Consider the following 25,588-nt stretch of genomic DNA (forward strand, 5'->3'; position numbering starts at 1 on the left):
TACTCGCCTCCGAGCTCCGCCGGCCCGACCGGAACGGCGCCGGTGTCATGAACACCGGCGCCGTTACGGCGCACGGGCCGCAGCGACGGGCCGGAGCGTCAGACGAGGGCGGGGACCCGCTCTTCCGGGGCCTCCTCGGGCTCGTCGTCGCCGTGGGACAACCGCGGCAGCCAGTCGAGCCAGCGCGGCAGATACCAGTTCCAGCCGCCGAGCAGCTTCATCGTGGCGGGCAGCAGCACCGCGCGGACGACGGTGGCGTCGATGAGCACGGCCGCCGCCAGGCCGATGCCCAGTTGCATGAACGTCAGCAGCGACAGCGTGGCGAACGTCGCGAAGACCGCCACCATGATGAGCGCGGCGCTGGTCACCACGGCCGCCGTGCTCCTGATCCCGAACGAGACGGCGTCCTCGGTGCTCATGCCCCTGTCGTAGGCCTCCCTGATCCGGCTGAGGATGAAGACGTGGTAGTCCATCGACAGCCCGAAGAGGATCACGAACAGGAACAGCGGCAGCCAGTTGGTGATCGTCCCGGTGGAGTGGAAGCCCAGCAGGCTCTCGCCGTACCCCTTCTGGAAGACCAGCACGAGCACGCCGTACGCGGCGGCGACGGACAGCAGGTTGAGCACGATGGCCTTGACCGCCACGACGAGTGAGCGGAACGAGACCAGCAGCAGCACGAACGCCAGCAGCAGCACGAACCCGAACACCAGCGGGATGCGCCGCATGAGCTGCTCGTTGAAGTCCATCGAGCCGGCCGTGTTGCCGGTGACGTGGGCGCCGGGCAGCGTGGCGGGGACGACCTTCTCCCGCAGGGTGCGGATCGCGTGCTCGGAGACCTCGTCCGCGCCGGTGCCCTTGACGCCGATGCTGATCTTGGCCACCGTCTTGTCCGGGTTGACGGCGACGGCGAAGGGCTCGTTGGCCTCGCCCGTGGCGAGCGCCCGCCGCCTGAAGTCCTCGATCTTCCCGGTGAACGCCGGCGTCGTCACGTCGGCCGCCTTCACCACGATCACCGCCGGTTCGTTGCCGCCGGGGAACGCCTTGTCGATCCGCTTGAACGTCTCGGCGATCTGGTAGTCGCCCTGGAGGTCGTCGATGGTCTGGGCGCCGGTCTTCAGGCCGAAGGCCGGGACGGCCAGGGCGGCGAGCAGACCGCCGGCGAGGACGACCGAGATCAGCGGGTGCCGCAGCACCGGCCTCATGATCGCGCCCCACACCCGGCTCTGGCCGCCGCGCACGCCGAGGACGCGCCGCCAGGTGAGCCGGCCGCCGGTGAGGACGCGCGCCGTGCCGTGGATCAGGCGGGCGTCGATCTTGTCGCCGATCAGCGAGAGCAGCGCGGGCAGCACGGTCAGCGAGCCGACGACGGCCGTGAGCACCACGAGGATCGTGCCCTCGGCGAAGCCCATGAAGATCCCGTTGCCGGTGAGGAACATGCCCGCCATGGCCACGATGACGGTGATGCCGGAGATGAGCACGGCGCGTCCCGACGTGGCCGCCGCGATCTCGATGGACCGCTTCTTGTCGCGGCCCTTCGCCCGTTCCTCCCTCGCTCTCATGATGAAGAAGAGGCTGTAGTCCACCCCGACGGCGAGGCCGATCAGCAGCATGACGTTGCTCGTCGCCGAGTCGACGTGCAGGAGATGGCTGGTGAGGGCCAGCAGGCCGGTGGCCGCGAAGATCGCCGTCATCGCCAGCGCGACCGGGACGACCGCCGCCAGCAGCGCGCCGAACGCGGCGAGCAGGATCCCGAGCGTGATCGGCAGCGAGAGCTGCTCGGCGCGGACGAAGTCCTCGTCGATCGCCTCGCCGATCAGCTTCGCCGAGCTGGCCGCGCCCGCCTCCTCCACGCGAAGGCCGGGGTGCGCCCCCTGCACCCTGGCCACCGCGTCGAGCACCGGCTGGATCCGCTCCTCCGCCGTGCCGCCGTCGCCCTTCATGTCGAACTGCACCAGCGTCGTGCGCCGGTCCTGCGTCACCGGCGAGGGCTTCTCGTCGTACGGCGTGCGCACGTGCTCGACCCGGCCGGTGGCCTCGACGGCCCTCTTGACGTCCTCGACCGCCCGGCGGAAGGCCGGGTCCGTCACCGTCAGCGTCCCCGTGCGGGCCTGGACCAGCACGACCTCGCCGGCGACGTCCGGGAAGCGCGCGCCGTCGAGGATCTGCTCGGCCTGGCGCGAGTCGCCGTTCGCGGACTCGTAGCCGCGCATCTCCGCCGTGCCCACGGCGTTGCCCGCGACCGTCGCGACGGCGACGAAAGCGACCCAGACGAGCAGCGCCCACCACCGATGACGTGCGCTCCAGCCGCCGATGGTGGCGGCGATGTTCCTGCGGCGTCCCATGACCTCCCCTTTTCCGTCCGCTTCGACGGTAGGGAGCGATCACGGGCGGGGCATCGGACGTGCAGACCAGATCGCGCGTACTGCCCGGGGCGTACGCCCTCCTCCGCGCGATGTAGGGGACATCCCCTACTGGGGATTCGCACTCCCGGAGGCCGGGCCGGTGGCGAAGGTGTTGACCTTGAGCTCACTCCAGCTACCAGACTCCTGACTGTTTCGGTCGAAGGGAGCACGACATGGCACAGGTGAACCTCGCCCTCGGAGCGATGGGCTTCGGCAGCCAGGTGGACAAGCGGACCGCGTTCGACCTGCTGGACCGCTTCGTCGACGGGGGCGGCACACTGATCGACACCGCGAACTGCTACGCGTTCTGGTCCGACCCGGACGGCGCCGGCGGGCACAGCGAGAACGTGATCGGTGAATGGCTGGCCACGCGTCCCGGCCTCCGTGACCGCGTGCGCCTCAGCACGAAGGCGGGCGCGCAGCCGGTTGGCGGCGGACAGTGGCCCGCCAACCGGGAGGGGCTGTCGGCCACCGCGATCAAGACGGCGGCCGAGGACAGCCTCCGCCGCCTGCGCACCGATCACGTCGAGCTGTTCTGGACGCACATGGAGGATCGGTCGGTCTCGCTGGAGGAGACCGCCCACGCGCTGGCGCTGCTCGTCGAGTCGGGAACGGCCGGTCGCCTCGGCGCCTCCAACCACCCCCTCTGGCGGGTGGAGCGCGCCCGGCAGATCGCCCGGGCCAACGGATGGCCGGGGTACACCGCCTTGCAGTTGCGCCACTCCTACCTCAGCCCACGCCCCTGGGCGAAGGTGCCGGACCAGACCCACCGCTTCGGCTGGGTGACGGACGAGATCCTCGACTACGTCGCCGAACACCCCGAGGTCGCTCTGTGGGCCTACACTCCGCTGCTCAACGGCTCCTACACGCGCGACGACCGCCCCCTGTCCGAGGCGTACGACCACCCGGGAACGAGCCGGCGGCTGGCCGTGCTGACCGAGGTGGCGGCCGAGCTCGGCGTGACCCGCAACCAGGTGGTGCTCGCCTGGCTGGCCGGGGGCGTCCCGCCGCTGACGCCGATCGTCGGCGTCAGCAACGCCGCTCAACTGGACGAGGCCCTGGCGGGCGTCGCCCTGACACTCCCCGGGGAACTGCGCGCGCGCCTGGACGCGGTGGCCTGAGCGGCGCCGCAGACCTCACCGCCTGTCCGGACACGATCTAGGCTCAGGGCATGAGATCGGAGCTGCGATGATCCCGGCGGACGCCTTCTACGCGGGGCTGTTCAAGGTGGCCGCCGCCGCGGCCGGTTTCCTGACCGACTCCTCCGGGCGGGTCCTGCTCGTGAAGCCGGGCTATCGCGATCACTGGGGCTGGCCGGGCGGCCACATCGACGAGGGCGAGTCGCCGGAGGCGGCCTGCGGCCGGGAGCTGGCCGAGGAGCTGGGCCTCACCCGGCCGGTGGGCCGTCTCCTCGTGGTCCAGTGGGTGCCACCGCTGGACGACCGGCCGATCCCGCTGGTGCACTTCCTGTTCGACTGCGGGACGTTCGAGGACGGGACGGGCGTGGTCCTCCAGGAGGAGGAGCTGGACGACTACGGGTTCTTCACGGCTGAGCAGGCCGCCTCTGTCATGCCGGCCTACCTGGTGGCGCGGCTGACGGCCGCACAGCGGGCCCGTGCGACCGGCGAAACCGTCTACCTCCCTGCGGCCGTCGCCGAATAGTTTCCCGTCCCCGTGGAATGGGGTGGACGAACGCGCCATGGCGAACGCGAGTGACGCAACGGGACGGTGAGGCATGGACGATCCGGAGCTCAAGAAGGAGCTCGACGAGGTGGACGCCCAGATCGAGCGCCTGCGCAAGGAGACCGCGCAGATACGCGAGGAGATCGGGCAGAGCTGGGACGCGCCCACGGACCCGGCGGAGAAGGCCACCCTGCTGACCAACGTCGAGCAGCAGGAGGCGCTCATCGACGACCTGCAGCTCAGGCGCGAGCAGATCCTGCGGCGGATGAAGGGCTGAGCCCACCCCGGGGTGCCCGCCCCGGGGCTGCCCGGCCGGGGCGGACGCCTCGGCGCGTGGACCCGGCCGGGCGGAACGCCTCGACGAGTGCGAAGCGTGCGGCCGGAACCGCGTTTGTACGCTGGTATGTGCCACGACGTGGTGGCGTACCGGACGACGGGGGCGGCGTGGACGTCATGACCGCTATGCGAACGAGAGTTGCCAAGGGGGAACCGGCCGGGCTGCCCGCGGAGGTGACCAGCTTCGTGGGACGCCGGCACGAGCTGGCCGGGCTCAAGCGCCTGATGGGGACCTCGCACGTGGTCACGGTGATCGGCGTGGGCGGGGTGGGGAAGACCCGCCTCGCGCTGCGGGCGGCCGAGGAGGTCCGCAGGAGCTTCCCCGGCGGCGTACGGCTGGTCGAGCTGGCCGCGCTCGAGGATCCCGCCCTGCTCGCGCAGGCCGTGGCCGAGGCGCTGTCGGTCAACGAGCACTCGACCCGGCCGCCGCTCGACGCGCTGGTCGAACGCCTGCGGGGCAGGCAGATCCTGATCGTGCTCGACAACTGCGAGCACGTCCTCGCCGAGTGCGCCGTGCTCGTGGACACGCTGGTCCGCGCGCTTCCCGAGCTCCGGGTCCTCGCCACCAGCAGGCAGGCGCTCGGCATCGACGGCGAGCAGATCGTCGAGCTGGCGCCGCTGTCGATGCCCACCCCGGACGGCGACTCGGCGGTGCCGCTCGCCGAGTCGGACGCGGTCCGGCTGTTCGCCGAGCGGGCCGCGTCGGTCGTCCCCGGGTTCGAGGTGACCGAGGACAACGAGGAGGCGGTGGCCGAGATCTGCCGCCGGCTCGACGGCCTGCCGCTGGCGATCGAGATGGCCGCCGTACGGCTGCGCGCCCTGTCGGTGCGGCAGGTCCTGGAGCGGCTGGACGACCGGTTCCGGCTGCTCACCGGAGGATCGCGGGCCGCGCTGCCCCGGCAGCGTACGCTGCGCGCGCTGTTCGAGTGGAGCTACGAGCTGTGCACCGAGCAGGAGCGGCTGCTGTGGCAGCGGGTCTCGGTCTTCGCCGGGGGCCTTGACCTGGCGGCGGCCGAGCAGGTGTGCGCGGGCGACGGCATCGCCCGCGAGGACGTGCTCGACCTCGTCGCGGGGCTGGTCGACAAGTCGGTCCTGCTGCGCAGGGAGTCCGACGGGACGCTCCGCTACTGCCTGCTCGACACGGTGCGGCAGTTCGGCCGTGAGCTGCTGGCCGCCTCGGGTGGCGAGGCGGCGCTGCACCGGCGGCACCGCGACTACTACCGGAAGATCACCTCACGGGCCTGGGCCGAGCTGTTCAGCGCCACCCAGCGGTCGTGGGTGGAACGCCTGCAGCGCGACCACGCCAACCTCCGCAAGGCCCTGGACTGGTCGCTGCGCGAGCCGGGGGAGGCCGAGACGGGCCTGGCGATGACCGCGGAGCTGCTCTACCACTGGAGCGGCTACCACCTGTCGGAGGGGGCCGGCTGGTTCGACCGGAGCCTGATCGCCGCGACGGAACCCGGCGAGGTGCGCGCCCACGCGCTGTGGGCGGGCGCCTGGATCGCCCTGCTCAGGGGCGACTGCCCCACCACGCTGGCACGGCTGGAGGAGGCGAGGGCGATCGCCGGGCGGCTCGGGCTGCGGGTGACGCTCGGCTACATCGCGTTCCTGTCCGGCATGGCGGCCGTGTCCGGAGGCGACCTGGAGGGCGGCATACGGCGATACGAGGAGGCGGCGGCCGCCCACCGCGCCGTCGGCAACCCCATCGGTCTCGCGCTGGCCCTCAACCGGCTCGCTCTGGCCAACGCGTTCCTCGGCCGTCCGGCCGCCCGTGATCTCGCCGAGGAGTGCGTGGCCCTGTGCGACCTGTACGGCGAGGGCTGGCACCGGGCCTACGCGCTGCTGGCGCTGGCGATCGACGCCTGGCGCCGGGACGACACGCGCGCGGCCTGCGAGATCGACAACGAGAGCCTGCGCTACAACATGGCGATGGGGGACCAGCTCGGCATGGGAATGAACCTGGAGGCCCATGCCTGGTTCGCCGCCGGAGAGCAGAAGTACGAGCGGGCGGCCCGGCTGCTCGGCGTCGTACAGACCTGCTGGCAGGCCGTGGGCGCGCGGCTGGCGGAGTTCCGTTACATGGGCCGCTGTCACGACGAGTGCGAGGCGGCCACGCGGCAGGCGCTGGGGGAGCGCGACTTCCAGGCCGAGGTGTCCCGAGGCGCGGCCCTGACGCGGGAGGAGGCGCTGGCCTACGCCCTGCTCGAGCGGGCGCCCGCCGCCCGCGGGCCCGCGCCGTTCGAGGGCCGGATCGCACCGCTGACGCGCAGGGAGACGGAGATCGCGCACCTTGTCGCCGAGGGACTGAGCAACAAGGACATCGCCGGCAGACTGGTCATCTCCCAGCGCACCGCGGAAGGCCACATCGAGCACATCCTCGACAAGCTCGGGTTCAAGTCGCGCGCCCAGGTCGCCGCCTGGTTGAAGGAACGGCTGAGCGAGCGAGGGGACGGCCCGGCCGCCGACGGCGCGAACGGCGCGATGAGCGGCCCGATGAACGGCCCGATGAACGGCCCGGTGAGCGGGCCGGTCAGCGACGGGCGTACGCCGGCATCTCGAACCACATGATCTTGCCTTGGCGGGTGCGCTCCGCGCCCCAGCAGCAGGCCAGCATCTCCAGCAGCCGCAGCCCGCGCCCGTGCTCGTCGGCGTCGGACGGCCGGGCCATCTCGGGCATCGCGCCGTCGCAGTCCTCCACCTCGCAGCGCAGCAGCCCCTCGACGAGCGACAGCCGTACGACGAGGTCGCCGCAGCAGGTGTGGCACACCACGTTCGTGACCAGCTCGCTCACGAGCAGCCGCGTCTCGTCGGACAGGTTCTCCAGGCCCCAGGCGCTCAGGCGCTCGCCGACCAGCCGCCTGGCCCGCCCGACGGAGCAGGCGTCGGCGGGCAGCCGCCAGGACGCCGTCTCGACGTCGGGGTCGTCCACGAGCTGGATCGCGAGGTCGCCGACCCGCTGCCGCAGCGTCTCCCAGCGGTGCCGTACCGCGGAGTGCCGGCGCTGCGGGGCGGCGGGCGCGTCGCCACCCTGGGCGGATGACACTGATTCGTCCCGGACGGGACAGTAGAGCAGACTCATGCGGCACACCCCAGAGACGCGCGAGCCGGGATGCTGCGACCGTCGGGCATGAGCTCACCGCTGTCGTCGAAGAGCACGACGCCGTTGCAGAGCAGTCCCCATCCCTGCTCAGGGTGGAAGGCGATCAGACAGGCCGCGTCGCGGTCGGGTGCGTCCGCCGACGGGCACTGAGGGTGGTGCTGGCACATGATCGGTCCCCCTGACTCTCATGCACTCTTTGAGACGTTTTCAGCCTGCCTTCTCGCGCCATGGGGTGGGGAGGGGGAAAACACCCGTATCAATACCTGTTCGAGGCATACGTACGTAGTGGGTGGTGGCAGGGTCGACGGGGGGTAAAGCGCCGCGGGGCCCTCACTCGTCCAGGGAGATCGCGTCCTTGGCCCGATCGACCGACTCCTGGGAGGCCCCGCGGCCCGGGTTCTCCGTGGCCAGCGCCTGGTTGAGAGCCACGAAGGGCCGCATTCTCCGCTCGTAGCGGGCGAAGGCCGCCTCGTACGCGCCTCCCGCCGCCGCCAGCTCGGCGGCCAGCACGTACGCGCCCACGAGGGCGAGGCTCGTGCCCTGGCCCGAAAGAGGGGAGGCGCAGCAGGCGGCGTCGCCGACGAGCGCGATCCGTCCCGACGACCACCGGTCCATGTGGATCTGGGCCATCGAGTCGCAGTAGAAGTCGCTCGCCTCCTCCATGCCCTTCAACAGTCTCGGCGTCTCCCCGCCCGCACCCGCGAACGCCTCGGCCAGGGCCGTGCGCAGCCGGGCGGGGTCCCGGTGGTCGAGCGGCTCGGACCGGAAGCCGAGCGTGACCCGCAGCTCGGTGTTCCCCCGCACCGGGAAGACGCCGTATCCACGCTCCCCGTCCTGCATCCAGACCTGCCAGTCCTCCAGCCCGAGGAAGTTGTCCATGCCGAAGACGGCCAGGTAGGTCCCCAGGTGGTGGACGAACTCCCGTTCGGGCCCGAAGGCCAGCCGCCGGACCGTGGAGTGCAGGCCGTCCGCGCCCACCACGAGGTCGTAGCGGCGCGGCTCGGCGCGCTCGAACCGGGCCAGCACGCCCCGCTCGTCCTGCTCCAGCGCGGTGATCGAGTCGTCGAACAGGAACGCGACCTCCCCACGCGTCCGCTCGTACAGCAGGCGGGTGAGGTCCTCGCGCAGCAGCTCGATGTCGTCGTTGTCGAGACGGCCGCTGCTGTAGGTCATCTCCTCCGAGCGCATGATCTCGTTGCCCTCGCCGTCGTACACGGACATGCCGCGGTGGCCGGTGCGCAGGCGCCGCGCCTCGTCCAGGACGCCGGTGCGGCCGGCGACCTCCAGCGCGACGCCGCGTATGTCGATCGCCTGCCCGCCGGCGCGGAGGCCGGGCGCGCGCTCCACCACGGTCGGGGCGAAGCCGTGGCGGCGCAGCCAGTGGGCGAGCGCGATCCCCGCGACACCGGCGCCGGAGACGAGCACGTTGGTCATCGAAGCTCCCTTGAGGGTGTGGATGCCGTATGCCCAGTGAATGTACGGTGTAAGCAAGAGGCGCGCAAGCTGGGATTTTGGCGAAGTTATGTACTAGAACAGCTAGGTTCTGTCCTAGTACAGGGAGGAGATCGACGTGACGCCGCCGTACGCGAGGATCGCCGCCGACATCAGGCGCAGGATCGCCGAGGGCGAGCTGGCGCCCGGCGACCGGGTGCCCTCGACCCGGCAGGTGGCCGCGCAGTGGGGGGTCGCGCTCGCCACCGCGACGAGGGCACTCGCCGAGCTGCGCAGGGAAGGGCTGGTCCGGGCCGAGCCCCGTGTCGGCACTGTCGTCGCCGAGCCGCCCCCGGCCCTCCCGCCCGCGCCGGGAGCCGCCGCGCAGCCGGGAGATCGGACCCGCCTCGCGGCGCCCTCGCGTGCTGCGGAGGCGGCGCGGCGGCGGCCGGGCGCGGGGGCCGAACGCGAGCTGACCCGCGAGCGGGTCGTGCGGGCGGCCATCGAGATCGCCGACGCCGAGGGGCTGCCCGCGCTGTCGATGCGCGGTGTGGCGGCCCGGCTCGGGGTCGCGGCCATGTCGCCGTACCGGTACGTGGGAAGCAAGGACGACCTGATCCTGCTCATGGCCGACGAGGCGTTCGGCGAGCTGGGCTATCCCGCCGATCCCCCCGAGAGCCGGCGCGAACGGCTGGAGATCGCGGGCCGGACGCTGTGGGCGATCTTCCGGCGGCATCCGTGGCTGGCGCAGCTCAGCCCGCTCGGCAGGCCGCTGGCGCTGCCCGGGCTGACCGTGCACGCCGACTGGGCGCTGGCCGCCCTCGACGGCCTCGGCCTCGACCCGGCGACCGTGCTCGACGTCCACATCCTGCTCTACAGCCACGTGCAGGGCCTCGCGATCAACCTGGAGCGCGAGGCGCAGATCGCGGCGGCGACCGGACTGTCCGAGGACCAGTGGATGGACGTCCAGGGGCCGGCGCTGACCGCCATCGCGGGGTCGGGCCGCTACCCGGCCTTCGCCAAGGTCATCGGCGAGCTGGGCGAGGACGGGTACGACTTCCGCCTCGACGACCTGTTCGAGCTCGGCCTGCGGCTCCTGCTTGACGGCGTCACCTGCCTGGTGGAGCGGAGCCGCGCCTCCGGACGGTGATTAAAGTGGCCGCATGAGTGAGCGTAGCGAGCGAATCGATAGGCACAGCGTCTGGCGCATGCCGCTGCGAGCCGGAGGCGAGGAGCGAGCATGAGTGAGCGTAGCGAGCGAATCAATAGGCACAGCGTCTGGCGCATGCCGCTCCGAGCCGGAGGCGAGGAGCGAGCATGAGCCCCAGGATTGCGACCGCGGAGAAGGTCTCCCGTGAGCAGCTGCTCGATTTCGTCCGTGATCGCCACCGGGCGATCCTGATCACGACGAGACGCGACGGCGGCCCCCAGGCGTCCCCCGTGACCTGCGGAGTCGACGCCGAGGGCCGCATCGTCGTGTCGACCTACCCCGAACGCGCCAAGACCCGCAACGCCCGCCGCGACCCGCGTGCGAGCGTGGTCGTGCTGTCGGACGACTTCGACGGGCCGTGGGTGCAGGTGGACGGCACCGCCGAGGTGCTCGACCTGCCGGAGGCCCTGGAACCGCTGGTCGACTACTACCGCTCGATCTCCGGGGAGCACCCCGACTGGGAGGAGTACCGCGCGGCCATGGTCCGCCAGGGCAAGTCGCTGGTGCGGATCACCCCGACGTCCTGGGGGCCGGTGGCCACCGGCGGGTTCCCGCCGCGCCTGGCCTGAGGCACGTGCGCGGCGCCGGGGTCAGACCGCCACGGCCGCCCGGTAATCCCCCGGGCTTATGCCGTAACAGCGGACGAACCACCGGGTGAGGTGGCTCTGGTCGGTGAACCCCGCCTCGGCCGCCGCCGCGCTGAGTGAACGGCCCTGCGCGATCAGCCGCCGGGCCGTACGCAGCCGGAGCAGGCGCTGGTAGTCGCTGGGCGCCATGCCGTACACGGCACGGAACGCGCGGTAGACCGCGAACCTGCTGTGCCCGGTCGCGGCGGCGAGGTCGCCGGCGGTCGTCTCCGCGAGTGGAGCGTCCCGAAGGCGGCTTCGCACCCGCTCGGCGATGCGGCGGGCGTCCGCGGAGGTGGCCTCCCGCGCCCGCACCGGCCGGGTGGCGGCCCGCCGGACGATCGAGGAGACGACGACGGTCAGCAACTCGTCCCGCCTGAGGGCGCCGGCGCCCCCGAGCAGGGCCTTGTGCAGCGCACCGAGCCCCGCCGCGAGCGCCGCGTCGCGTACGACGGGGCGGGGAAACAAGGGCGGTCCCGTCTCCCGCCCGGCCAGGTCGCCCAGCACGCCGGTGACCAGCTCCGGCCCGATGTGCACGATCCGGTAGGTGAACCCGAGGGCGTCGGCGGCGTGCCCGTCGTGCGGGTCGTCCGGGTTGAACGCCATGACCATGCCCGTCACGCTGGTGTGCGCGGCCCCGCGGCAGGTGAACGCCTGGTTGCCCTCCTCGGTGACCCCGAAGGAGTACGTCTCGTGGCTGTGCCGGTGGTAGACGTGCCGCGCGAAATGGGCGTGCATCGCCTCCAGCGACCGGTCGGGGGAGCGCCAGTAACGGGACCAGTCCTGTGCCACGGCACCATTGTGCGCGAATCGGCGGCGCACGAGCGTACAAGACCGCCCGTCCGCGCGCGGGCACGCTGGGGCGCATGCGTTTCGACACCAAGATCGGCGTCGTGGTCCGGGAGGACCTGGCCGTGTGGCAGAAGCTGAACGTGACGGCGTTCCTGGCGAGCGCGGTCGCGGGGGGAGTCCCCGAGGTGATCGGGGAGCGGTACGAGGACGGCTCGGGCACCTCCTACCTGCCGATGTTCCGCCAGCCCGTGCTCGTCTACGCCGCGGACCCCGCCGGGCTGGCCCGGGTGCGCGCCCGTGCCGTCGAACGGGGGCTCGCCGTGGCCGTCTACATCGAGGAGATGTTCAAGACCGGTGGCGACGTGGACAACCGGGCCGCCGTACGGGCCGTCACGGCCGAGGAGATGCCGCTCGTCGGGCTGGCCGTGTACGGCCCGAGGAACGCCGTGGACAAGACGCTCAAGGGGCTCCCCCTGCATCCGTGATCCCGTCCGAGGTTCCGAACAGGGGGAGACAGGGTTCGAGGCCGTGGATCTTGAACCCGTCGGGGGCCGCCCACTCGTCGCGGGACAGCCGCAGCCGCTGCTGCAGGGCGGCCTCGCCCCTGCGCTTCTCCACGGCGAGCCCGTCGTCCCGGTAGCCGAGCCGCCGGGAGATCGCCAGCGACCGCGGATTGTCGAGGAAGGCGGACGACGTCGCGTACCGCGCGCCGAGGCCGGTGAAGGCGAGGTGCAGGACGGCCGCGCGCATCTCGGTGCCGATGCCTCTGCCCTGGAAGCGCTGCCCGAGCCAGGAACCGGTGGCGACCTCCCGGGTGACGGCGAAGTCGACGGCCCGCATCTCCTGCACGCCGACCACCTGGTCCTCCCACACCGTCACGAACGAGCACGCCCAGTTGCCGGGGGACCAGGTGCCCCACTGCCGGAAGTGGATCTGGACGGTCGACCGGGCGCGCTCGTGCGGCTCGGCGTCCGTCCAGGGCTCGCCGAACGGCATCTCGCCGGGGTCGTGGACGCCCTCGGCCGCCCGGTCGGCGAGCGCGTCCAGGTCGTCGAGGCCGGGCAGGCGCAGCTCCAGCCGGGGGGTGGTCAGTCTGAGCGCGAAGAGCGGCCAGTGTCGCATGCCCCGATCGTGACAAGACCGGCCGCCCGTCGGACAGTGGTTTTCCCTGGGGAAAATCGGTATCCGCGGGATCGGGGATGCGGTTAGCCTCGGGTGCCGCCACGAGCGCCGGGGCCGCGAACCGGCGCGGACAAGGAAGAACGCATGCCCGACCCGCTCACCACCCCGGCCGCCGAGCTTCCCGTACGACGACTCGGGCCCGAGGACCTGGATCGGTGCCTCGCCCTGAGCGCGGACAGAGCCTGGGGCCGGGAGGAGCGCAAGTGGCTGTTCCTCCTGGAGAACGCCGAGGTCTACGCGATCGACGCCCCTTCGGGAGAGCTGGCGGGCACGGTCACGCTGACCCGCTACGGCACGGCCGCGGCGGGCATCGGCATGATGCTCGTCGCCACCCGGTACGGCGGACGCGGGCTGGGCCGCCGGCTGATGACGCACGTGCTCGACGCGGCAGGTGAGGCGACCGTCTTCCTCTGGGCCACCGAGCTCGGCCGGCCGCTGTACGAGAAGCTCGGGTTCGAGACGCTGGGCGTGACGGAGGCGCGCGTGGGGCGCCTGCGCGCCGGGGACGACCCCGTCCTGTCGAGGCCGGCCGACCTCGGCGCCGATCTCGGCGCCCTGCTCGCGCTCGACGGGGAGGTCTTCGGCGCCGACCGGGCCGCGCTGCTCGCGCGGCTGTTCGCCTTCGCCGAGGAGGTCAGGGTCGCCGAGGACGAGACGGGGCTGACCGGCTACGCCGTGTCGTGGCGCAGCATGGGCACCCTGTTCATCGGGCCGGTGGTCGCCGCGGGCGAGGCGGTCGCCCGCGCGCTCGTCACCGACCTCGCGCGGAAGGCCGACGGCCTGGTGCGGATCGAGGTCGAGCGCGCCCGGCCGAGCCTTCTGGCCTGGCTGGGCGAGCGGGGCGTGTCACAGGCGTTCTCGACGTCCTTCATGGTCCACGGCGGCAGGCCGCTCCCCGGCGACCGGACCCGCATGTTCGCTCCGATGATGCTCGCGATGGGCTGAACTCCGCGACTCACGGGGCTTCCCGGCTCACGGGACCGTGCTGATCCTGCTCTGATCCGCCTCTGATCCGGCTCTGATCTGTGCCGCCTACCGTCGCGACAGCCGGTGGGACACCGGCGCCCGCGCCGCAGCCGGTCGTGCCGTCGCTGCGGGCAGGTGCCTCGCGAGACGAAGGAGCCGGACATGCACGATCCCGTCACCCCCGCCACGCACCACGAACGCCCAGAATCCTGCACCGAGCCTCGCACCGCGCTCGCGGACCCCGGCGGGCCGCCCGGGCACGACGGCGACGCGTTCCCGCACCTGCTGCTGGAGGCGCTGCGCGCCTCGCCCGGCACTCCCGCCTTCGAACAGGGCGCCAGGATCGTCTCCAGGGGCGAGGTGCTGGAGCTCATCGGGCGCATCGCCGTCGCGATGCGCGATGCGGGCCTCGGCCCCGGCACGGGCGTCGCCGTACGCACCGGCCTGTCACCGGAAGGGTTCGCCGCCCAGATGGCCGCCCACGTGCTGGGCTGCCGCGTCGTGAGCGTACGGCCCGGGTACACGCCCCGTCAGCTCGCCGACGTGCTCGGCGCGGGAGCCGACGCCGTGGTCCTCGACCGGTCGACGGCGACGCCGGAACTGCTCCACGCCGCCGGGTCCGCCACGCTGCTGTCGCTGGGGCCCGTCCCCGGGGCAGCCGAGGCAGCCGGGGCGGCCGACCTCCTGGCCCATCCCGGCGGCGACCGTTTCCCCGCCGTCACGGCGCGCCCGGACGACGCGGCCCTGCTGACCTTCACCAGCGGCAGCACGGGCCGGCCGAAGGGCTGCGTGCTCACCTATCGGGCCCTGGCCGCGCACTGCTCCGCCCAGCTCGCCTGGTCGTCGATCGCGCCCGGCTTCGCCGCGTCCTTCCAGCGCTACCTGCTGTTCGGCACCCTGTCCAGCCTGGTGGTGCTGGACTTCCTGGCGCCGTGCCTGCTCAGCGGCGGCACCGCGGTGATCCCCGACGAGGACGGCCGGCCGCTGTTCCCGTACGCGATCGAGCGGCACCGGATCACCGGCGCCATCGTCACCGTGCCCCGGCTGTGCCAGATGCTCGACCTGCTCCGCGAGGAGCAGGTCGACGTCGGCAGCCTGCGCGCGCTGACGGTCTCCGGATCGCCCGTCAGCCCGCATCGGCTGCTCGAGGCGTTCGACCGGTTGGGCCCCGTCGTCTACGTGGCGTATGGCGCGACCGAGGCCGGCGTCATCTCCATGCTCACTCCCGGCGAGGGCCACGCCGCGCCCGGCTCGGTCGGCCGCCCGCACCCCAGCGTCGAGGTCAGCGTCCGCGACGAGGAGGGCCGCCCGGTCGCGACGGGCCGCACCGGCGAGATCCACGTGCGCAGCCCCTTCCTCATGGCGGGCTACTGGGATCAGCCGGAGGAGACCCGCGACGTGCTGCGGGACGGCTGGCTGCGCACCCGCGATCTCGGGCACCTCGACGAGACCGGCCTGCTGTACCTGGCCGGCCGGACCAGGGACGTGATCATCGTGAACGCGATCGTCGTCTACGCCGGTCCCATCGAGCGGGCGCTGACCGGCCACCCCGACGTGGCCGAGGCGTACGTGACCGGCGCGCCGGACGAGCGCACCGGAGAGGCCGTCCATGCGTTCGTCGTCCCCGCTCCGGGCCGCACCCCCGACCACGCCGCCCTGTCGGAGCTGGTGCGCGCCGAGCTCGGGGCGGACAGCGTCCCCCGGACGATCACGACGGTGTCCTCCGTGCCGATCGCGCCGAGCGGCAAACCGGACAAGCGTGCCCTGGTGGAACGGCACCTGTCGTCGGCGCTCTGATCCGTCTCTGAGAATCGCCCGCCAACACTGGTGAAACTTCAACCACCCCAGTGAGGGAGGCGTCAGTGCCGGACAACATCCTGGACTACCTGGTGATCGGCGCCGGACCGGCGGGCCTGCAGATGGGTCACTTCCTGCACCGGGCGGGGCGCGGCTACCGGATCCTCGAGGCGGCGCCCGAGCCCGGCTCGTTCTTCCGGACCTTTCCCCGCCATCGGAAGCTCATCTCGATCAACAAGAAGCACACCGGATGGGACGACCCGGAGCTCAACCTCCGGATGGACTGGAACTCGCTGCTGTCGGACGACCCCCGTCTCCTGTTCACCCGCTACAGCGACCGTTACTTCCCCGCTGCCGAGGACATGGTCCGCTACCTGGAGGACTTCGTCGCCTCTCAGGGCCTGCACGTCACCTACGACGCGCGGGTCGCCGAGGTCGCGCGCCCGGACGCCGAGGGCCCGTTCCTGGTGACCGACGAGTACGGCCGGACGTACCGGGCACGGCGGGTGATCGTCTCGACGGGGGTTTCCCGGCCCAACATCCCGCCCATCCCCGGCATCGAGACCGCAGAGCAGTACAGCACCCACTCGACCGACCCCGCGGACTACACGGACATGCGGGTGCTCGTCATCGGCAAGGCCAACTCGGCCTTCGAGACCGCCGACAATCTCCTCGAGACGGCCGCGGTCGTCCACGTGGCCGGGCCGCACTCGGTGCGCCTGGCCTGGCGGACCCATTTCGTCGGGCACCTGCGCGCGGTCAACAACAACTTCCTCGACACCTACCAGCTCAAGTTGCAGAACGCCGTGCTGGACGGCGACATCAGGCGCATCGAGCGCCGGGCCGACGGCTCCTACCTGGTGACGGTGGCCTTCGTCCGCGCCGACGAGGTCACCAAGGACATCCCGTACGACCGGGTGATCGTGTGCACCGGATTCCGGTTCGACGCCTCGATCTTCTCGTCCGAGTGCCGTCCCGAGCTGACGATCGGGGACAGGTTCCCGGCGCTGACCCCGGCCTACGAGTCGGTCAACGTGCCCGATCTCCACTGCGCCGGGACGATCACCCAGTCGCTCGACTTCAAGCGCGGCACCAACGGGTTCATCCACGGTTTCCGCTACGGCGTGCGCGCCCTGCACCGCATGCTGGAGAACAGGCATCACGGCGTCCCCTGGCCGGGCCGCGACCTCCCCGCCGATCCGGACGCGCTCGCGGCGGCCGTGCTCGAACGGGTCAACCGCAGCTCGGCGCTGTGGCAGCAGTTCGGGGTGCTGGCCGACGTGATCGTCCCGGACGGGCGCGGCGGCATGCGCTACCTGGAGGAGCTGCCGCTCGACCTGCAGGGCCCGCCGATCGGCGACGCGGGCCACTTCGCGATCACTCTGGAGTACGGCCCGCACCACGACCAGATCGACCCCTTCGACATCGCGGTGGGGCGGATCAGGCAGAGCGACGCGGAGCGCGCGCACGAGGGCCACTACCTCCACCCGGTCGTACGCCGCTATCGGGGCGGCGTGGTGGAGGCCGTCCACCACGTCACCGAGAACCTGGAGAACGATTGGACCTCGGAAGAGGTGCACCTGCGCCCGCTCCGGGACTTCTTCAAGCGCCAGAGCCTCCCGGTCTCGGCGTGACGGCCGTGCTGCCGGCCGTCAGGGACTTCGAGGCGGCGGCCCGCGCCCGGCTGGACCCCGCCCACTACGACTACTTCGCGAGCGGGGCCGGCGACGAGGTCACGGTGAAGGCCAACGAGGCGGCGTTCGCCCGGCTCGCGCTGCTGCCGCGGGTCCTTCGCGGCGCGGGGAGTCCGCGGATCGGGGTCACCCTGCTGGGCAGCCGCGCGGCGATGCCGGTGCTGGTGGCACCGACCGCGTTCCACCGGCTCGCCGATCCCGAGGGGGAGAAGGCCACGGCCCGCGCGGCGGCGGCCGCGGAGACGATCATGATCGTGAGCATGGCCGCCACCGTCGCGGTCGAGGACGTCGCGGCCGCGGCGCCGGGCGCCACCTTGTGGTTCCAGCTCTACGTGCAGCCCGACATGGCCTTCACCGAGGCGATCGTCCGGCGCGCGGAGGCGGCCGGGTGCGCGGCGCTGGTCGTCACCGTCGACTCCCCCGCCCGGGGACGGCGGGACCAGGACGTCCGCAACGGCTTCGACGACCTGCCCGAGGACATGCGCTGCGAGAACCTGCGCGACGGCGACCGCGAGGCGGTGCGGCCGATCGTCATGTCACCGGCGATCTCCTGGGAGCACGTCGATGCGCTGAGGCGGATGACGCGGCTGCCGATCGTGCTCAAGGGCGTCACGCATCCCGCCGACGCGCGCCTCGCCCTGGACCACGGCGTGGCGGCGGTGTACGTCTCCAACCACGGCGGACGGCAACTCGACACCGTCCCGGCCACCGTCGATCTGCTGCCGGAGATCGTGGCCGCCGTCGGAGGGGCCGTGCCGGTGCTGGTGGACGGAGGGATCCGGCGCGGCACCGACGTGGTCAAGGCGCTGGCGCTGGGCGCGTCCGCCGTCGCGGTCGGCCGTCCGGTGATCTGGGGCCTGGCGGCGGACGGCGAGTGCGGCGTGGCCCGCGTGCTCGGGCTGCTCCGGGACGAGGTCGAGCACGCGCTCACCCTGTGCGGCCTCGCCTCGCTGCGCGAGCTGGAGCCGGGGCTGGTGCGGCGATGCTGACGGCGGTGTGGGTGGCCCTGTGGGTGGCCGCGGCCATCGTCGTGATCAGCCTGCCCCGGTGGCTCCCCGGGCGCGTCGTCGCGCTGCGCGGGTGGGTGTTCACGAGGATCAACGGCGAGGAGAGCATCGCGGTGCCGGGCGAGCTGGTCGGCGTGGACCGGTTCAGGGAGGTCTACTCCCACCCGGCGGCCTCCGGCCGCAGCGAGGGCGCCGTCCTGTCCGACCTGTTCTGGTACTGGCTGTCGCCGGGGCCCGAGCTGCACCAGGAGCACCTGGAGGCGGGGGAGCGCTACGACGCGGTCGCCCTGGCCACCCGCCGCATCCTGTCTCAGCCGCGGGAGCAGGTGGAGGAGCTCACCCGCCGGTGCGTCGGCCGGGCGCTGGAGGGCAGGCGCGGGGTGGTCCGGCTGCGCGATCTGATGATGCCGGCCTGGGCCGAGTTCGCCTACGGGCTCGTCTTCGGCGAGCCCTGTCCCCCGCACGCCCGCGACCTCATCGTCGGCAACGCCGACGACGTCGTCACCGCGCTCAAGTGCTGCGGGCTGCGGCACATGGACCGGCGCGACCGGCTGACCGCCTATCTCGTCGAGTCGCTGCCGCGGGTGAAGCACGGGCTCCCGGCGGGCCTGACGGCCCGGGAGCGGGCGCTGTATCTCCAGGGCGCCTTCTTCAACACCGCGGTTGTGCAGATGTCGGAGGCCACGGCCCACGTGCTGATGGCTCTCGCCCAGCACCCGGACGTACAGGACAGGGCGCGTGCCGGAGACGACCGCTTCCTCGACCAGGTGATCGCGGAGACGCTGCGGCTCTACCCGCTCTTCGGCATCGCCCACCGCGTCACCAAAGGCGACATCCCTCTCGGCGAGGGCGTCGCCATCCCGGCCGGCTCGGTGCTGTGCTTCGACTACCCCGCCTTCCACCGCGCGGGCTTCCCCGACCCCGAGCGCTTCGATCCAGGACGCTTCGCCCCCGGGCACGCCCCGGTCAGAGAGCTCAACCACATCCCGTTCGGCATGCCGGCGAACCGTCCCTGCCCGGCGTGGCGGCTCGCGCCGCTCGCCATGCGGGTCGCGGTGCGGGAGGTCCTCCGTTCGTACGAGCTCGACTCCACCGCCGCGCACACCCGGTCGCTCCCCAACCGGGGACCGTGCCTCCTCACGCCGCCGGCCGCGCGGCGCGGGGCGGGACGGCGCCTGACGCTGCTGTCCATGCGGCTGCGGGACGGCTGGGAGGACGTGTGGCGCAGCCTCGTGCAGCTCGTCCTCGGCACGTACATGGTGTGGGACGCGCGCCGGCTGCGGCTGTGCGAGCGCCACTTCTCCGGCGAGGCCCATTCAGAAAGCACGTAGACCACCGGCCGATCCCAGGTCCCGACCACGAGCGGAGGCACATGCCATGCCCGTTCCGGCCCTACTTCCGGCTCTTCTCCCCGCTTCTGTCCCCGCACAGGCGTCCGCCGCCGACCCCAACCTCGAACTGGCCCTCAGGGTGCTGCCGGCCCTGGCCGTCATCCTGCTGGCCGCGGCGTTGTGCGGCCGGCTGGCCACTCTGGTGATGCAGCCGCGCGTCGTCGGCGAGATGGTCGCCGGCGTCCTGCTCGGGCCGACGCTGCTCGGCGCGCTGTTCCCCGACGCCCAGGCGGCCCTGTTCCCCGCCGAGGTCAGGCCGGTCCTGTACGTGCTCAGCACCCTCGGCCTGACCTTGTACATGTTCCTGGTCGGGGCCGGGATGGACCACGACGCCCGGGCGCCGGGCGAGCTGCGCAAGGCGAGCGTGCTGGCGGCGTCGGGAATTGTCTCTCCGCTGGTCCTCGGCGGCGCCGCCGGTCTCGTCCTGTGGGACCGCCTCTCCCGTCCGGACGTCGGCCGAGTGGAGTTCGCCCTGTTCCTCGGGGGAGCGCTGTCGCTGACCGCGTTCCCCATGCTCGCCAGGATCCTGTACGAACGCGGGCTGCAGAACACCCGCATCGGCCGGATCGCCCTGCTGGCCGCCTCCATCGACGACGCCGTGGCCTGGTGCCTGCTCGCGGCCCTGTCGGCGGTGCACCTGGGCGGCGGAGCCGGCGACACGCTGCGCACCATCGCCCTGGCGGGGGTGTTCGCGGCGGTGATGCTCGGGGTGGTGGCTCCGCTGCTGCGCCCCCTGGGCCGCCGCGTCGCGCGTACCGGGCGCCTCGGCGCCGGCGCCGTCTACGTGATCGTGCTGGTGCCGCTCGCGGCCGGGTGGATCACCGACGCGATCGGCGTCTACTCGGTGTTCGGCGGCTTCGTCGCCGGGTTGTCCATGCCGCGCGACCCGGCGTTCCGCGCCGCTCTGCACGGCCGGATGATGGATCTCGTATCGACCCTGCTGCTGCCCGTCTTCTTCGCGTTCTCGGGGCTGAACACCCATCTCGGAGGCATCACCGGCGGTTTCGCGCTGGTGGCGTTCGCGCTGATCCTGACCCTGGCCTTCTGCGGGAAGTATTTCGGCTGCTCGCTGGCGACGCGGGCGCTGGGATTCGGCTGGCGCGAATCCTGGGCCATGGGCGCGATGATGAACGCCCGCGGGCTGATGATCCTCATCTTCATCAACATCGGGCTGGCGCAGGGAATGATCACGCAGGAGGTCTTCGCGATGCTCGTCCTCGTGGCCGTGCTCACCACCGCGGGAGCCCTGCCGCTGTACAAACTGGCGCTGCCCGAGCGCCACGAGCCGGCCGGTGCGGGAAGCGCGGGAAGTGCGGGGAGTGCGGCCCCGGTGGGCGCGGCGGCGGGAGAAACCGGTTTCATCTAATTTCATGTAGAGGCTCGGACATTCGCAGAGTATGGCGGAGGTTCCCGGGGCGGAATTCCGAACTCTGGAAATTTCCCAATTGCGGTGCCACGGTTGTCCGGTGGCACGGATATCGGGGACATCCGACCCGCGCTCCTTGCGCCTGCTGCTCGTGGAGGACGACCGCGAGCTGGGAGACATGCTGGTCGAGGTGTTCACCGATCAGGGATACACGGTCGACCTGGCGCTGGAGGGCCAGCGGGGCCTGCATCTGGCGCTGAGCCGCGGCTACGACGCGATGATCATCGATCGCGGGCTGCCCGTGGTCGACGGGCTCGATCTGCTGCGGCGGCTGCGCCGCCAGGCGGTCACCGTGCCGGTGCTGATGCTCACCGCCTTCGGCGCCCTCGCCGACCGGGTCACCGGGCTCGACGCGGGCGCCGAGGACTACCTGGTCAAGCCGTTCGAGATCGACGAGCTGCTGGCCAGGGTGCGCGCCCTGCACCGCAGGAACCTGGACCAGGCCGCGCTGCTGCCGCTCGGCGCCGGCTGGCTCGACTCCGCGTCCTGCATCGTACGGCTCCCGTCCGGGGAGCAGGTCACGCTGTCCGGCCAGGAGTGCAGGCTGCTGCACGCGCTGGCGGCCCGCCCCCGGCAGGTGCACACGCGCACCTCGCTGCGGCAGCGGATCTTCGACGGCGCCAGGACCGAGTCGATCGTGGACACCTACGTCTACTACCTGCGCACCAAGCTGGGGCCCGGCGTCGTCCGTACCGTGCGGGGCGTGGGGTACCGCCTGGGTGAGCTGTGACGACGGCACGGCCCTTCGACCCGGAGCGGCGGCTGCTGATCCGGACCCGCCGCCGGGTCACCGCGCAGGTGGCGGCCGTGTTCTCGCTGGCGATCGCCCTCCTGGGCACGCTGGTCTACTGCGTCGTGGTCGCCGAGCAGGACGCCACCGCCCGGCGCGACCTGGCCGTGGCCGCGATGTCGGCCCCGATGGACCACCCGCCGCCCTGCGTATGGCTGTTCGAACTCCGGGCCGGCACCGTGCGGAGCTCCCCGGGGGCGCCGGAGAGCCTGCCGGTGCGCGAGACCCTCGACCGGGTCGCCGCCGACGGCCGCACCCGGGTCGACGTCGCGGAGGTCGGCGGGCACACGTACCTGGTCCGCACGCAGCGGCGCGGCGACGTGTCCGTGCAGGCGGTGAGGGACCTGTACTACCCGATGACCGAGCGGCGGCGGCTGCTGCGCACGCTCTGCGCGGCCGAGGTCGCGGCCCTGCTGGCGGCGCTGCTGATCGGCCAGGTCCTCGCCCGCCGGGCGATCGCCCCGCTGGGCGAGGCCCTCGACCGGCAGCGCCGGTTCACCGCCGACGTCAGTCACGAACTGCGCAGCCCGCTGACCCGGCTGCACGTCCGCGCGCAGCTCGCCGCCCGGCGCCTGCGGCGGGAGCCCGATCCTCTTCTCGTCGTGGGCGACGTCGACCGGCTGGTCGCCGGCATCGGGCAGCTGGGCGAGGTGATCGAGGATCTGTTGCTGTCGACCCAGCTCAGGCAGCGCCGCCGGCCGTTCGGGCCGGCGGACCTGGCCGCGCTGGCCGAGGAGTCGGCCGACGCCGAGGCGGCCCGCGCCGGGCAGCGCGGGGTGACGATCGACCTGCGGCGGGGTCCGGGCGATCACGTCGTGCGCGGAGCGCCGTCCGCGCTGCGCCGGGTGATCTCCGCACTCCTCGACAACGCGCTCCGCCACACCTCCGCGGGCGGCCACATCTGGGTGTCCGTGTGCTCGGGCCCGGAGACCGTCCAGCTCAGCGTGCGGGACGACGGGGTGGGGCTGGACCCGCGCGACGGCGACCGCCTGCTCGCCAGACATGCCGGCGCGCCCCACACCGGAGGTCTCGGCATCGGCCTGGCCCTCGTGAGCGAGGTGATGGACGCGCACGGCGGCACGATCGACGTGGACGGGCGGCCGGGAGCCGGAGCCACCTTCACCATCTCTCTCCCTCGGGCGGCGCCGGACCCCGCTCCGCGCCTGTCCCGGATCTTCCTGCCCCCGCAGGCGCGGAGCGTGACGAACAGAACGCCCGAGGCGACCGCCTCCGGCCCCGGCGACGCCTCCCTGTAGTCCTCCGGGGGCATGCTCAAGGGCGCGGCCGCCGCGAGACGAGGGCGTGACCGGGGGCGGTCGCGGCGTCGAGCAGCGCCCGGGCGGCGGATCCGGCCCGCTCCGCGGGGCCGGTGGCCGTGCCCATCGCGGCGGCGACGATGGCCCCCTCCACCAGCAGCAGGAGCTGGTCGGCGAGCGCGTCCGGGTCGGCGGCCCCCGCCTCGGCCGCGAGTGTGCCGAGCCGTTCCCGCAGCGTGCGCTTGTGCGCCCGCGCCGCCGCCGCGACGGGCGGGGACACCGGGCCGAGCTCGCCGAAGGCGTTGATGAACGAGCAGCCGCGGAAGTCGGCCGTCCCGAACCACTCGGCGAGGAAGCCGAAGACGGCCGTCACCCGCTCGCGAGGCTCGGCGACGCGGCCGACGTGCTCGGCCAGGGCCCGGTTCCATCGCCGGTCGCGATGCTCCAGGTAGGCCTCCACCAGCGCGTCCTTCGACGGGAAGCACTGGTAGAGCCGCTTGAGCGAGACCCCGGCCGCCTCACGGATCTGGTCCATGCCCACGGCCTGGATGCCCCGGGCGTAGAACAGCCGCTCGGCGGCGTCGAGGACGCGACGGCGCGCCTCGTCGCCGTCGATCCGATCGCGCCGCGTAGCTTCCACCGGCCCCTCCTCCTTGGGGAAAACGACCGTTCTCTACGATACGTATGGAGAACGAGCGTTCTCTCATGAGGAAAGGAGAGCACGATGAGCACACGTCCCCCGCTTCCGCCGTTCACCGAGGAGACCGCGAGGCAGAAGGTGCAGGCCGCCGAGGACGCCTGGAACACCAGGGACCCCGAGCGCGTCGCGCTCGCCTACACCGAGGACTCGGTGTGGCGCAACCGCTCGGAGTTCCTGACCGGGCGGGAGGAGATCGTCGCCTTCCTGAGCCGCAAGTGGGAGCGCGAGCGCGACTACGCCCTGCGAAAGGACCTGTGGACCTTCGGCGGTGACCGCATCGCCGTCCGGTTCCAGTACGAGTGGCACGACGCCGAGGGCCGGTGGTGGCGCAGCTACGGCAACGAGCTGTGGGAGTTCACCGCCGACGGCCTGATGAGCCGCAGGGAGGCGAGCATCAACGACGTGCCGATCGAGGAGAGCGAGCGGCGCATCCGCGGCCCGCGTCCCGAGTCGGAACGCGGGGCCGGCCTCCCGCTCGCCTGATCGGCGGGGGCGGCCGGAGGCCTGTCACCCGGCCATGCTGCCGAGGGACTCGGCGCGGAGCGCGTCCGGCGCGCAGGCCGGGCAGTCCGGCGCCGCCGGATGGCGTGTGTAGACGTGCTGGTCGGGGGCGACGAGGTTGATCCCGGTGACGTAGCTCCCCGAGGTCGTGGGGATCCCGGTCAGGAACGCGATGACCGCCTGGGCGGTCAGGTGGCCCGACACCCCGGCGGAGGGCGCGATGACGTCCGGCCCGCCGAGGTCGAGGGGGATCCCCGGCGCGAGGGGGGCGTCGACGCTCGCGGTCAGGCACTCGTAGCACGGGCCGCCGGGTGTGAACGCCGCCACGCTCACCAGCGGGCCGTTGTAACCGCCGAGCGCCCAGGGGATCTTCTCCGACAGGCAGGCCCGGTTGACCCAGATGCGGATGCCGCCCCGGCCGGCCGGCTCGTCGGCGCACATCGCCACCGCGTCGAACCCGCGTACGAGGTCGAGCATGTCCTCCTCGCACTCGACCGCCCGGGTCTCCCCGGTGACGCGCACGGTGGAGTTGACCTCGGCGAGCCGGGCGACGGCCACGTCGACCTTGGGACTGCCGATGTCGGCCTCGCGATAGAGGGCCTGCCGCGTCAGGTTGGACAGCTCGACGAGATCGCGGTCCACGCAGTGGATCTCGCCGACGCCGCACGCGGCGAGCGCCCAGGCCGTGTGGCTGCCGGTGCCGCCCAGCCCGAGGACGAGCACGCGCGAGCGCTTGAGGCGCACCTGGGCATCCCAGCCGTGCTCGCGCGGCGCGAGGCCGCTGCCGCGGAAGAACGCCGCGTTGCGCGAATAGCGTTCGAGCTCCCGCAGGCTCAGCTCATCAGGCCGCGGGCCGGCGGCGTCCTCCACGTATCCCGACGTCAGCAGGAGATCGACGACGCCGGTCGCCTCGGCCTCGGTGAGCGCGGGGAACGCACGGCGCAGGCGGGCGACGACCTCCTCCGGGGTCCTCGTGCCGTCCATCGCGTTCAGCGCCGCCCAGATGTGGCCGTCCGGGTCGCTGATCTCCCGGGCGGCCCCGCCTATCCGGATCCGGTCGTTGCCGTACCTGTGGGGGCGGTGCTGGGCTTTCACACGGGGCAACCGCAAGGCGACCTCTCGGCATCGCGAGCGGGACAACAATCGACAGGTGGATCTTTCTGGAAGTGTCCACCCATGTCAAGACGAATGCCGAAGCGGCATCGTCCTTGGATGACGCGGGCGACCGGTGCCGTGACCGTGAGCCGGCGGTCCCGGGCGGGCGGCGCCGGTCGTTTTGTCGTACGGCTCGGCTACGT

Annotated in this window: 24 protein-coding genes; 16 read left to right on the plus strand and 8 right to left on the minus strand. The window is 72.6% G+C overall.

Features of this window, described 5'->3' with window-relative positions; genetic code table 11:
• Window positions 1-98: 98 nt before the first annotated feature.
• Entirely contained in the window at window positions 99-2,342 is a 2,244-nt protein-coding gene (locus tag ABZ860_RS01610) for an MMPL family transporter (RefSeq protein WP_357213524.1), read from the minus strand.
• Between the two features lie 233 nt (window positions 2,343-2,575).
• Between ABZ860_RS01610 and ABZ860_RS01615 the strand changes: the two genes are divergently transcribed.
• The 4 genes from ABZ860_RS01615 to ABZ860_RS01630 all read left to right on the plus strand — a co-directional run bounded on the left by ABZ860_RS01615 (window position 2,576) and on the right by ABZ860_RS01630 (window position 6,989).
• Window positions 2,576-3,523, plus strand: a complete 948-nt coding sequence (locus ABZ860_RS01615) for an aldo/keto reductase (protein WP_357213527.1) — start codon at window positions 2,576-2,578, stop codon at window positions 3,521-3,523.
• Between the two features lie 67 nt (window positions 3,524-3,590).
• Window positions 3,591-4,064, plus strand: coding sequence for an NUDIX hydrolase (locus ABZ860_RS01620; RefSeq protein WP_357213530.1), 474 nt, complete (start codon window positions 3,591-3,593; stop codon window positions 4,062-4,064).
• Window positions 4,065-4,137: 73 nt separating this feature from the next.
• A complete protein-coding gene (locus ABZ860_RS01625; protein ID WP_357213533.1) occupies window positions 4,138-4,362 on the plus strand; it encodes a hypothetical protein in 225 nt (74 codons plus the stop codon).
• Between the two features lie 185 nt (window positions 4,363-4,547).
• The gene (locus ABZ860_RS01630; RefSeq protein ID WP_357213535.1) at window positions 4,548-6,989 is read left to right on the plus strand and encodes a LuxR C-terminal-related transcriptional regulator; all 2,442 of its coding nucleotides are present in this window, start codon (window positions 4,548-4,550) and stop codon (window positions 6,987-6,989) included.
• Here ABZ860_RS01630 and ABZ860_RS01635 read toward each other — a convergent pair.
• The 3 genes from ABZ860_RS01635 to ABZ860_RS01645 all read right to left on the minus strand — a co-directional run bounded on the left by ABZ860_RS01635 (window position 6,952) and on the right by ABZ860_RS01645 (window position 8,955).
• Entirely contained in the window at window positions 6,952-7,500 is a 549-nt protein-coding gene (locus ABZ860_RS01635; protein ID WP_357213538.1) for an ATP-binding protein, read from the minus strand. The genes ABZ860_RS01630 and ABZ860_RS01635 overlap by 38 nt on opposite strands.
• Window positions 7,497-7,688 (minus strand): DUF5999 family protein, encoded by a 192-nt coding sequence (locus ABZ860_RS01640; protein WP_142615988.1) that lies wholly within the window; start codon window positions 7,686-7,688, stop codon window positions 7,497-7,499. The genes ABZ860_RS01635 and ABZ860_RS01640 overlap by 4 nt, the downstream gene beginning before the upstream one ends.
• A 163-nt stretch (window positions 7,689-7,851) precedes the next feature.
• A complete protein-coding gene (locus ABZ860_RS01645; RefSeq protein WP_357213541.1) occupies window positions 7,852-8,955 on the minus strand; it encodes an FAD-dependent monooxygenase in 1,104 nt (367 codons plus the stop codon).
• 136 nt (window positions 8,956-9,091) lie between these two features.
• Here ABZ860_RS01645 and ABZ860_RS01650 point away from each other — a divergent pair, with 136 nt between their 5' ends.
• Together ABZ860_RS01650 and ABZ860_RS01655 are read left to right on the plus strand one after the other, a co-directional pair.
• Window positions 9,092-10,102 (plus strand): GntR family transcriptional regulator, encoded by a 1,011-nt coding sequence (locus tag ABZ860_RS01650; RefSeq protein WP_357213544.1) that lies wholly within the window; start codon window positions 9,092-9,094, stop codon window positions 10,100-10,102.
• A 167-nt stretch (window positions 10,103-10,269) separates the two neighbouring features.
• Window positions 10,270-10,731: a PPOX class F420-dependent oxidoreductase gene (locus ABZ860_RS01655; protein WP_357213547.1), complete on the plus strand. Its 462-nt coding sequence runs from the start codon at window positions 10,270-10,272 to the stop codon at window positions 10,729-10,731.
• A 21-nt stretch (window positions 10,732-10,752) separates the two neighbouring features.
• On the opposite strand, the gene ABZ860_RS01660 is transcribed toward ABZ860_RS01655, so the two are convergent.
• The gene (locus tag ABZ860_RS01660; RefSeq protein ID WP_357213550.1) at window positions 10,753-11,580 is read right to left on the minus strand and encodes an AraC family transcriptional regulator; all 828 of its coding nucleotides are present in this window, start codon (window positions 11,578-11,580) and stop codon (window positions 10,753-10,755) included.
• Window positions 11,581-11,654: 74 nt separating this feature from the next.
• Here ABZ860_RS01660 and ABZ860_RS01665 point away from each other — a divergent pair, with 74 nt between their 5' ends.
• A complete protein-coding gene (locus ABZ860_RS01665; RefSeq protein ID WP_357213553.1) occupies window positions 11,655-12,065 on the plus strand; it encodes a DUF2000 domain-containing protein in 411 nt (136 codons plus the stop codon).
• Here ABZ860_RS01665 and ABZ860_RS01670 read toward each other — a convergent pair.
• Window positions 12,040-12,702 (minus strand): GNAT family protein, encoded by a 663-nt coding sequence (locus ABZ860_RS01670; protein WP_357213556.1) that lies wholly within the window; start codon window positions 12,700-12,702, stop codon window positions 12,040-12,042. The two genes, ABZ860_RS01665 and ABZ860_RS01670, sit on opposite strands and share 26 nt — an antisense overlap.
• A 144-nt stretch (window positions 12,703-12,846) precedes the next feature.
• Here ABZ860_RS01670 and ABZ860_RS01675 point away from each other — a divergent pair, with 144 nt between their 5' ends.
• The 8 genes from ABZ860_RS01675 to ABZ860_RS01710 all read left to right on the plus strand — a co-directional run bounded on the left by ABZ860_RS01675 (window position 12,847) and on the right by ABZ860_RS01710 (window position 23,089).
• On the plus strand, window positions 12,847-13,707 hold the full coding sequence (locus ABZ860_RS01675) for a GNAT family N-acetyltransferase (protein WP_357213558.1): 861 nt from the start codon (window positions 12,847-12,849) through the stop codon (window positions 13,705-13,707).
• 183 nt (window positions 13,708-13,890) lie between these two features.
• Window positions 13,891-15,525: an AMP-binding protein gene (locus ABZ860_RS01680; RefSeq protein WP_357213560.1), complete on the plus strand. Its 1,635-nt coding sequence runs from the start codon at window positions 13,891-13,893 to the stop codon at window positions 15,523-15,525.
• A 65-nt stretch (window positions 15,526-15,590) separates the two neighbouring features.
• On the plus strand, window positions 15,591-17,159 hold the full coding sequence (locus ABZ860_RS01685) for an NAD(P)-binding domain-containing protein (RefSeq protein ID WP_357213563.1): 1,569 nt from the start codon (window positions 15,591-15,593) through the stop codon (window positions 17,157-17,159).
• Window positions 17,156-18,208 (plus strand): alpha-hydroxy acid oxidase, encoded by a 1,053-nt coding sequence (locus ABZ860_RS01690; protein WP_357213566.1) that lies wholly within the window; start codon window positions 17,156-17,158, stop codon window positions 18,206-18,208. The genes ABZ860_RS01685 and ABZ860_RS01690 overlap by 4 nt, the downstream gene beginning before the upstream one ends.
• The gene (locus tag ABZ860_RS01695) at window positions 18,202-19,557 is read left to right on the plus strand and encodes a cytochrome P450 (RefSeq protein ID WP_357213569.1); all 1,356 of its coding nucleotides are present in this window, start codon (window positions 18,202-18,204) and stop codon (window positions 19,555-19,557) included. The genes ABZ860_RS01690 and ABZ860_RS01695 overlap by 7 nt, the downstream gene beginning before the upstream one ends.
• 46 nt (window positions 19,558-19,603) lie before the next feature.
• Window positions 19,604-20,983, plus strand: a complete 1,380-nt coding sequence (locus ABZ860_RS01700; RefSeq protein ID WP_357213572.1) for a cation:proton antiporter — start codon at window positions 19,604-19,606, stop codon at window positions 20,981-20,983.
• A gap of 100 nt (window positions 20,984-21,083) precedes the next feature.
• A complete protein-coding gene (locus tag ABZ860_RS01705) occupies window positions 21,084-21,773 on the plus strand; it encodes a response regulator transcription factor (protein WP_357213575.1) in 690 nt (229 codons plus the stop codon).
• A complete protein-coding gene (locus tag ABZ860_RS01710) occupies window positions 21,770-23,089 on the plus strand; it encodes a HAMP domain-containing sensor histidine kinase (protein ID WP_357213578.1) in 1,320 nt (439 codons plus the stop codon). Before ABZ860_RS01705 ends, ABZ860_RS01710 begins: the two co-directional genes overlap by 4 nt.
• A gap of 16 nt (window positions 23,090-23,105) precedes the next feature.
• On the opposite strand, the gene ABZ860_RS01715 is transcribed toward ABZ860_RS01710, so the two are convergent.
• Complete coding sequence (locus tag ABZ860_RS01715; RefSeq protein WP_357213581.1) at window positions 23,106-23,729, minus strand: helix-turn-helix domain-containing protein; 624 nt, start codon at window positions 23,727-23,729, stop codon at window positions 23,106-23,108.
• An 84-nt stretch (window positions 23,730-23,813) separates the two neighbouring features.
• Here ABZ860_RS01715 and ABZ860_RS01720 point away from each other — a divergent pair, with 84 nt between their 5' ends.
• Window positions 23,814-24,272, plus strand: coding sequence for a nuclear transport factor 2 family protein (locus ABZ860_RS01720; protein ID WP_357213585.1), 459 nt, complete (start codon window positions 23,814-23,816; stop codon window positions 24,270-24,272).
• Between the two features lie 24 nt (window positions 24,273-24,296).
• Here ABZ860_RS01720 and ABZ860_RS01725 read toward each other — a convergent pair whose 3' ends face one another.
• Window positions 24,297-25,385 (minus strand): ThiF family adenylyltransferase, encoded by a 1,089-nt coding sequence (locus tag ABZ860_RS01725; RefSeq protein WP_357213588.1) that lies wholly within the window; start codon window positions 25,383-25,385, stop codon window positions 24,297-24,299.
• Window positions 25,386-25,588: the final 203 nt, after the last annotated feature.

The organism is Microbispora sp. NPDC046973, assembly GCF_040644495.1.
Lineage (GTDB): Bacteria > Actinomycetota > Actinomycetes > Streptosporangiales > Streptosporangiaceae > Microbispora.

Excerpts from the sequence above, each read along its gene's own strand:
- ABZ860_RS01610 (WP_357213524.1), bottom strand. The coding sequence starts at position 2,342 with ATGGGACGCCGCAGGAACATCGCCGCCACCATCGGCGGCTGGAGCGCA.
- ABZ860_RS01615 (WP_357213527.1), top strand. The coding sequence starts at position 2,576 with ATGGCACAGGTGAACCTCGCCCTCGGAGCGATGGGCTTCGGCAGCCAG.
- ABZ860_RS01620 (WP_357213530.1), top strand. The coding sequence starts at position 3,591 with ATGATCCCGGCGGACGCCTTCTACGCGGGGCTGTTCAAGGTGGCCGCC.
- ABZ860_RS01625 (WP_357213533.1), top strand. The coding sequence starts at position 4,138 with ATGGACGATCCGGAGCTCAAGAAGGAGCTCGACGAGGTGGACGCCCAG.
- ABZ860_RS01630 (WP_357213535.1), top strand. The coding sequence starts at position 4,548 with ATGCGAACGAGAGTTGCCAAGGGGGAACCGGCCGGGCTGCCCGCGGAG.
- ABZ860_RS01635 (WP_357213538.1), bottom strand. The coding sequence starts at position 7,500 with ATGAGTCTGCTCTACTGTCCCGTCCGGGACGAATCAGTGTCATCCGCC.
- ABZ860_RS01640 (WP_142615988.1), bottom strand. The coding sequence starts at position 7,688 with ATGTGCCAGCACCACCCTCAGTGCCCGTCGGCGGACGCACCCGACCGC.
- ABZ860_RS01645 (WP_357213541.1), bottom strand. The coding sequence starts at position 8,955 with ATGACCAACGTGCTCGTCTCCGGCGCCGGTGTCGCGGGGATCGCGCTC.
- ABZ860_RS01655 (WP_357213547.1), top strand. The coding sequence starts at position 10,270 with ATGAGCCCCAGGATTGCGACCGCGGAGAAGGTCTCCCGTGAGCAGCTG.
- ABZ860_RS01665 (WP_357213553.1), top strand. The coding sequence starts at position 11,655 with ATGCGTTTCGACACCAAGATCGGCGTCGTGGTCCGGGAGGACCTGGCC.
- ABZ860_RS01670 (WP_357213556.1), bottom strand. The coding sequence starts at position 12,702 with ATGCGACACTGGCCGCTCTTCGCGCTCAGACTGACCACCCCCCGGCTG.
- ABZ860_RS01675 (WP_357213558.1), top strand. The coding sequence starts at position 12,847 with ATGCCCGACCCGCTCACCACCCCGGCCGCCGAGCTTCCCGTACGACGA.
- ABZ860_RS01680 (WP_357213560.1), top strand. The coding sequence starts at position 13,891 with ATGCACGATCCCGTCACCCCCGCCACGCACCACGAACGCCCAGAATCC.
- ABZ860_RS01695 (WP_357213569.1), top strand. The coding sequence starts at position 18,202 with ATGCTGACGGCGGTGTGGGTGGCCCTGTGGGTGGCCGCGGCCATCGTC.
- ABZ860_RS01700 (WP_357213572.1), top strand. The coding sequence starts at position 19,604 with ATGCCCGTTCCGGCCCTACTTCCGGCTCTTCTCCCCGCTTCTGTCCCC.
- ABZ860_RS01720 (WP_357213585.1), top strand. The coding sequence starts at position 23,814 with ATGAGCACACGTCCCCCGCTTCCGCCGTTCACCGAGGAGACCGCGAGG.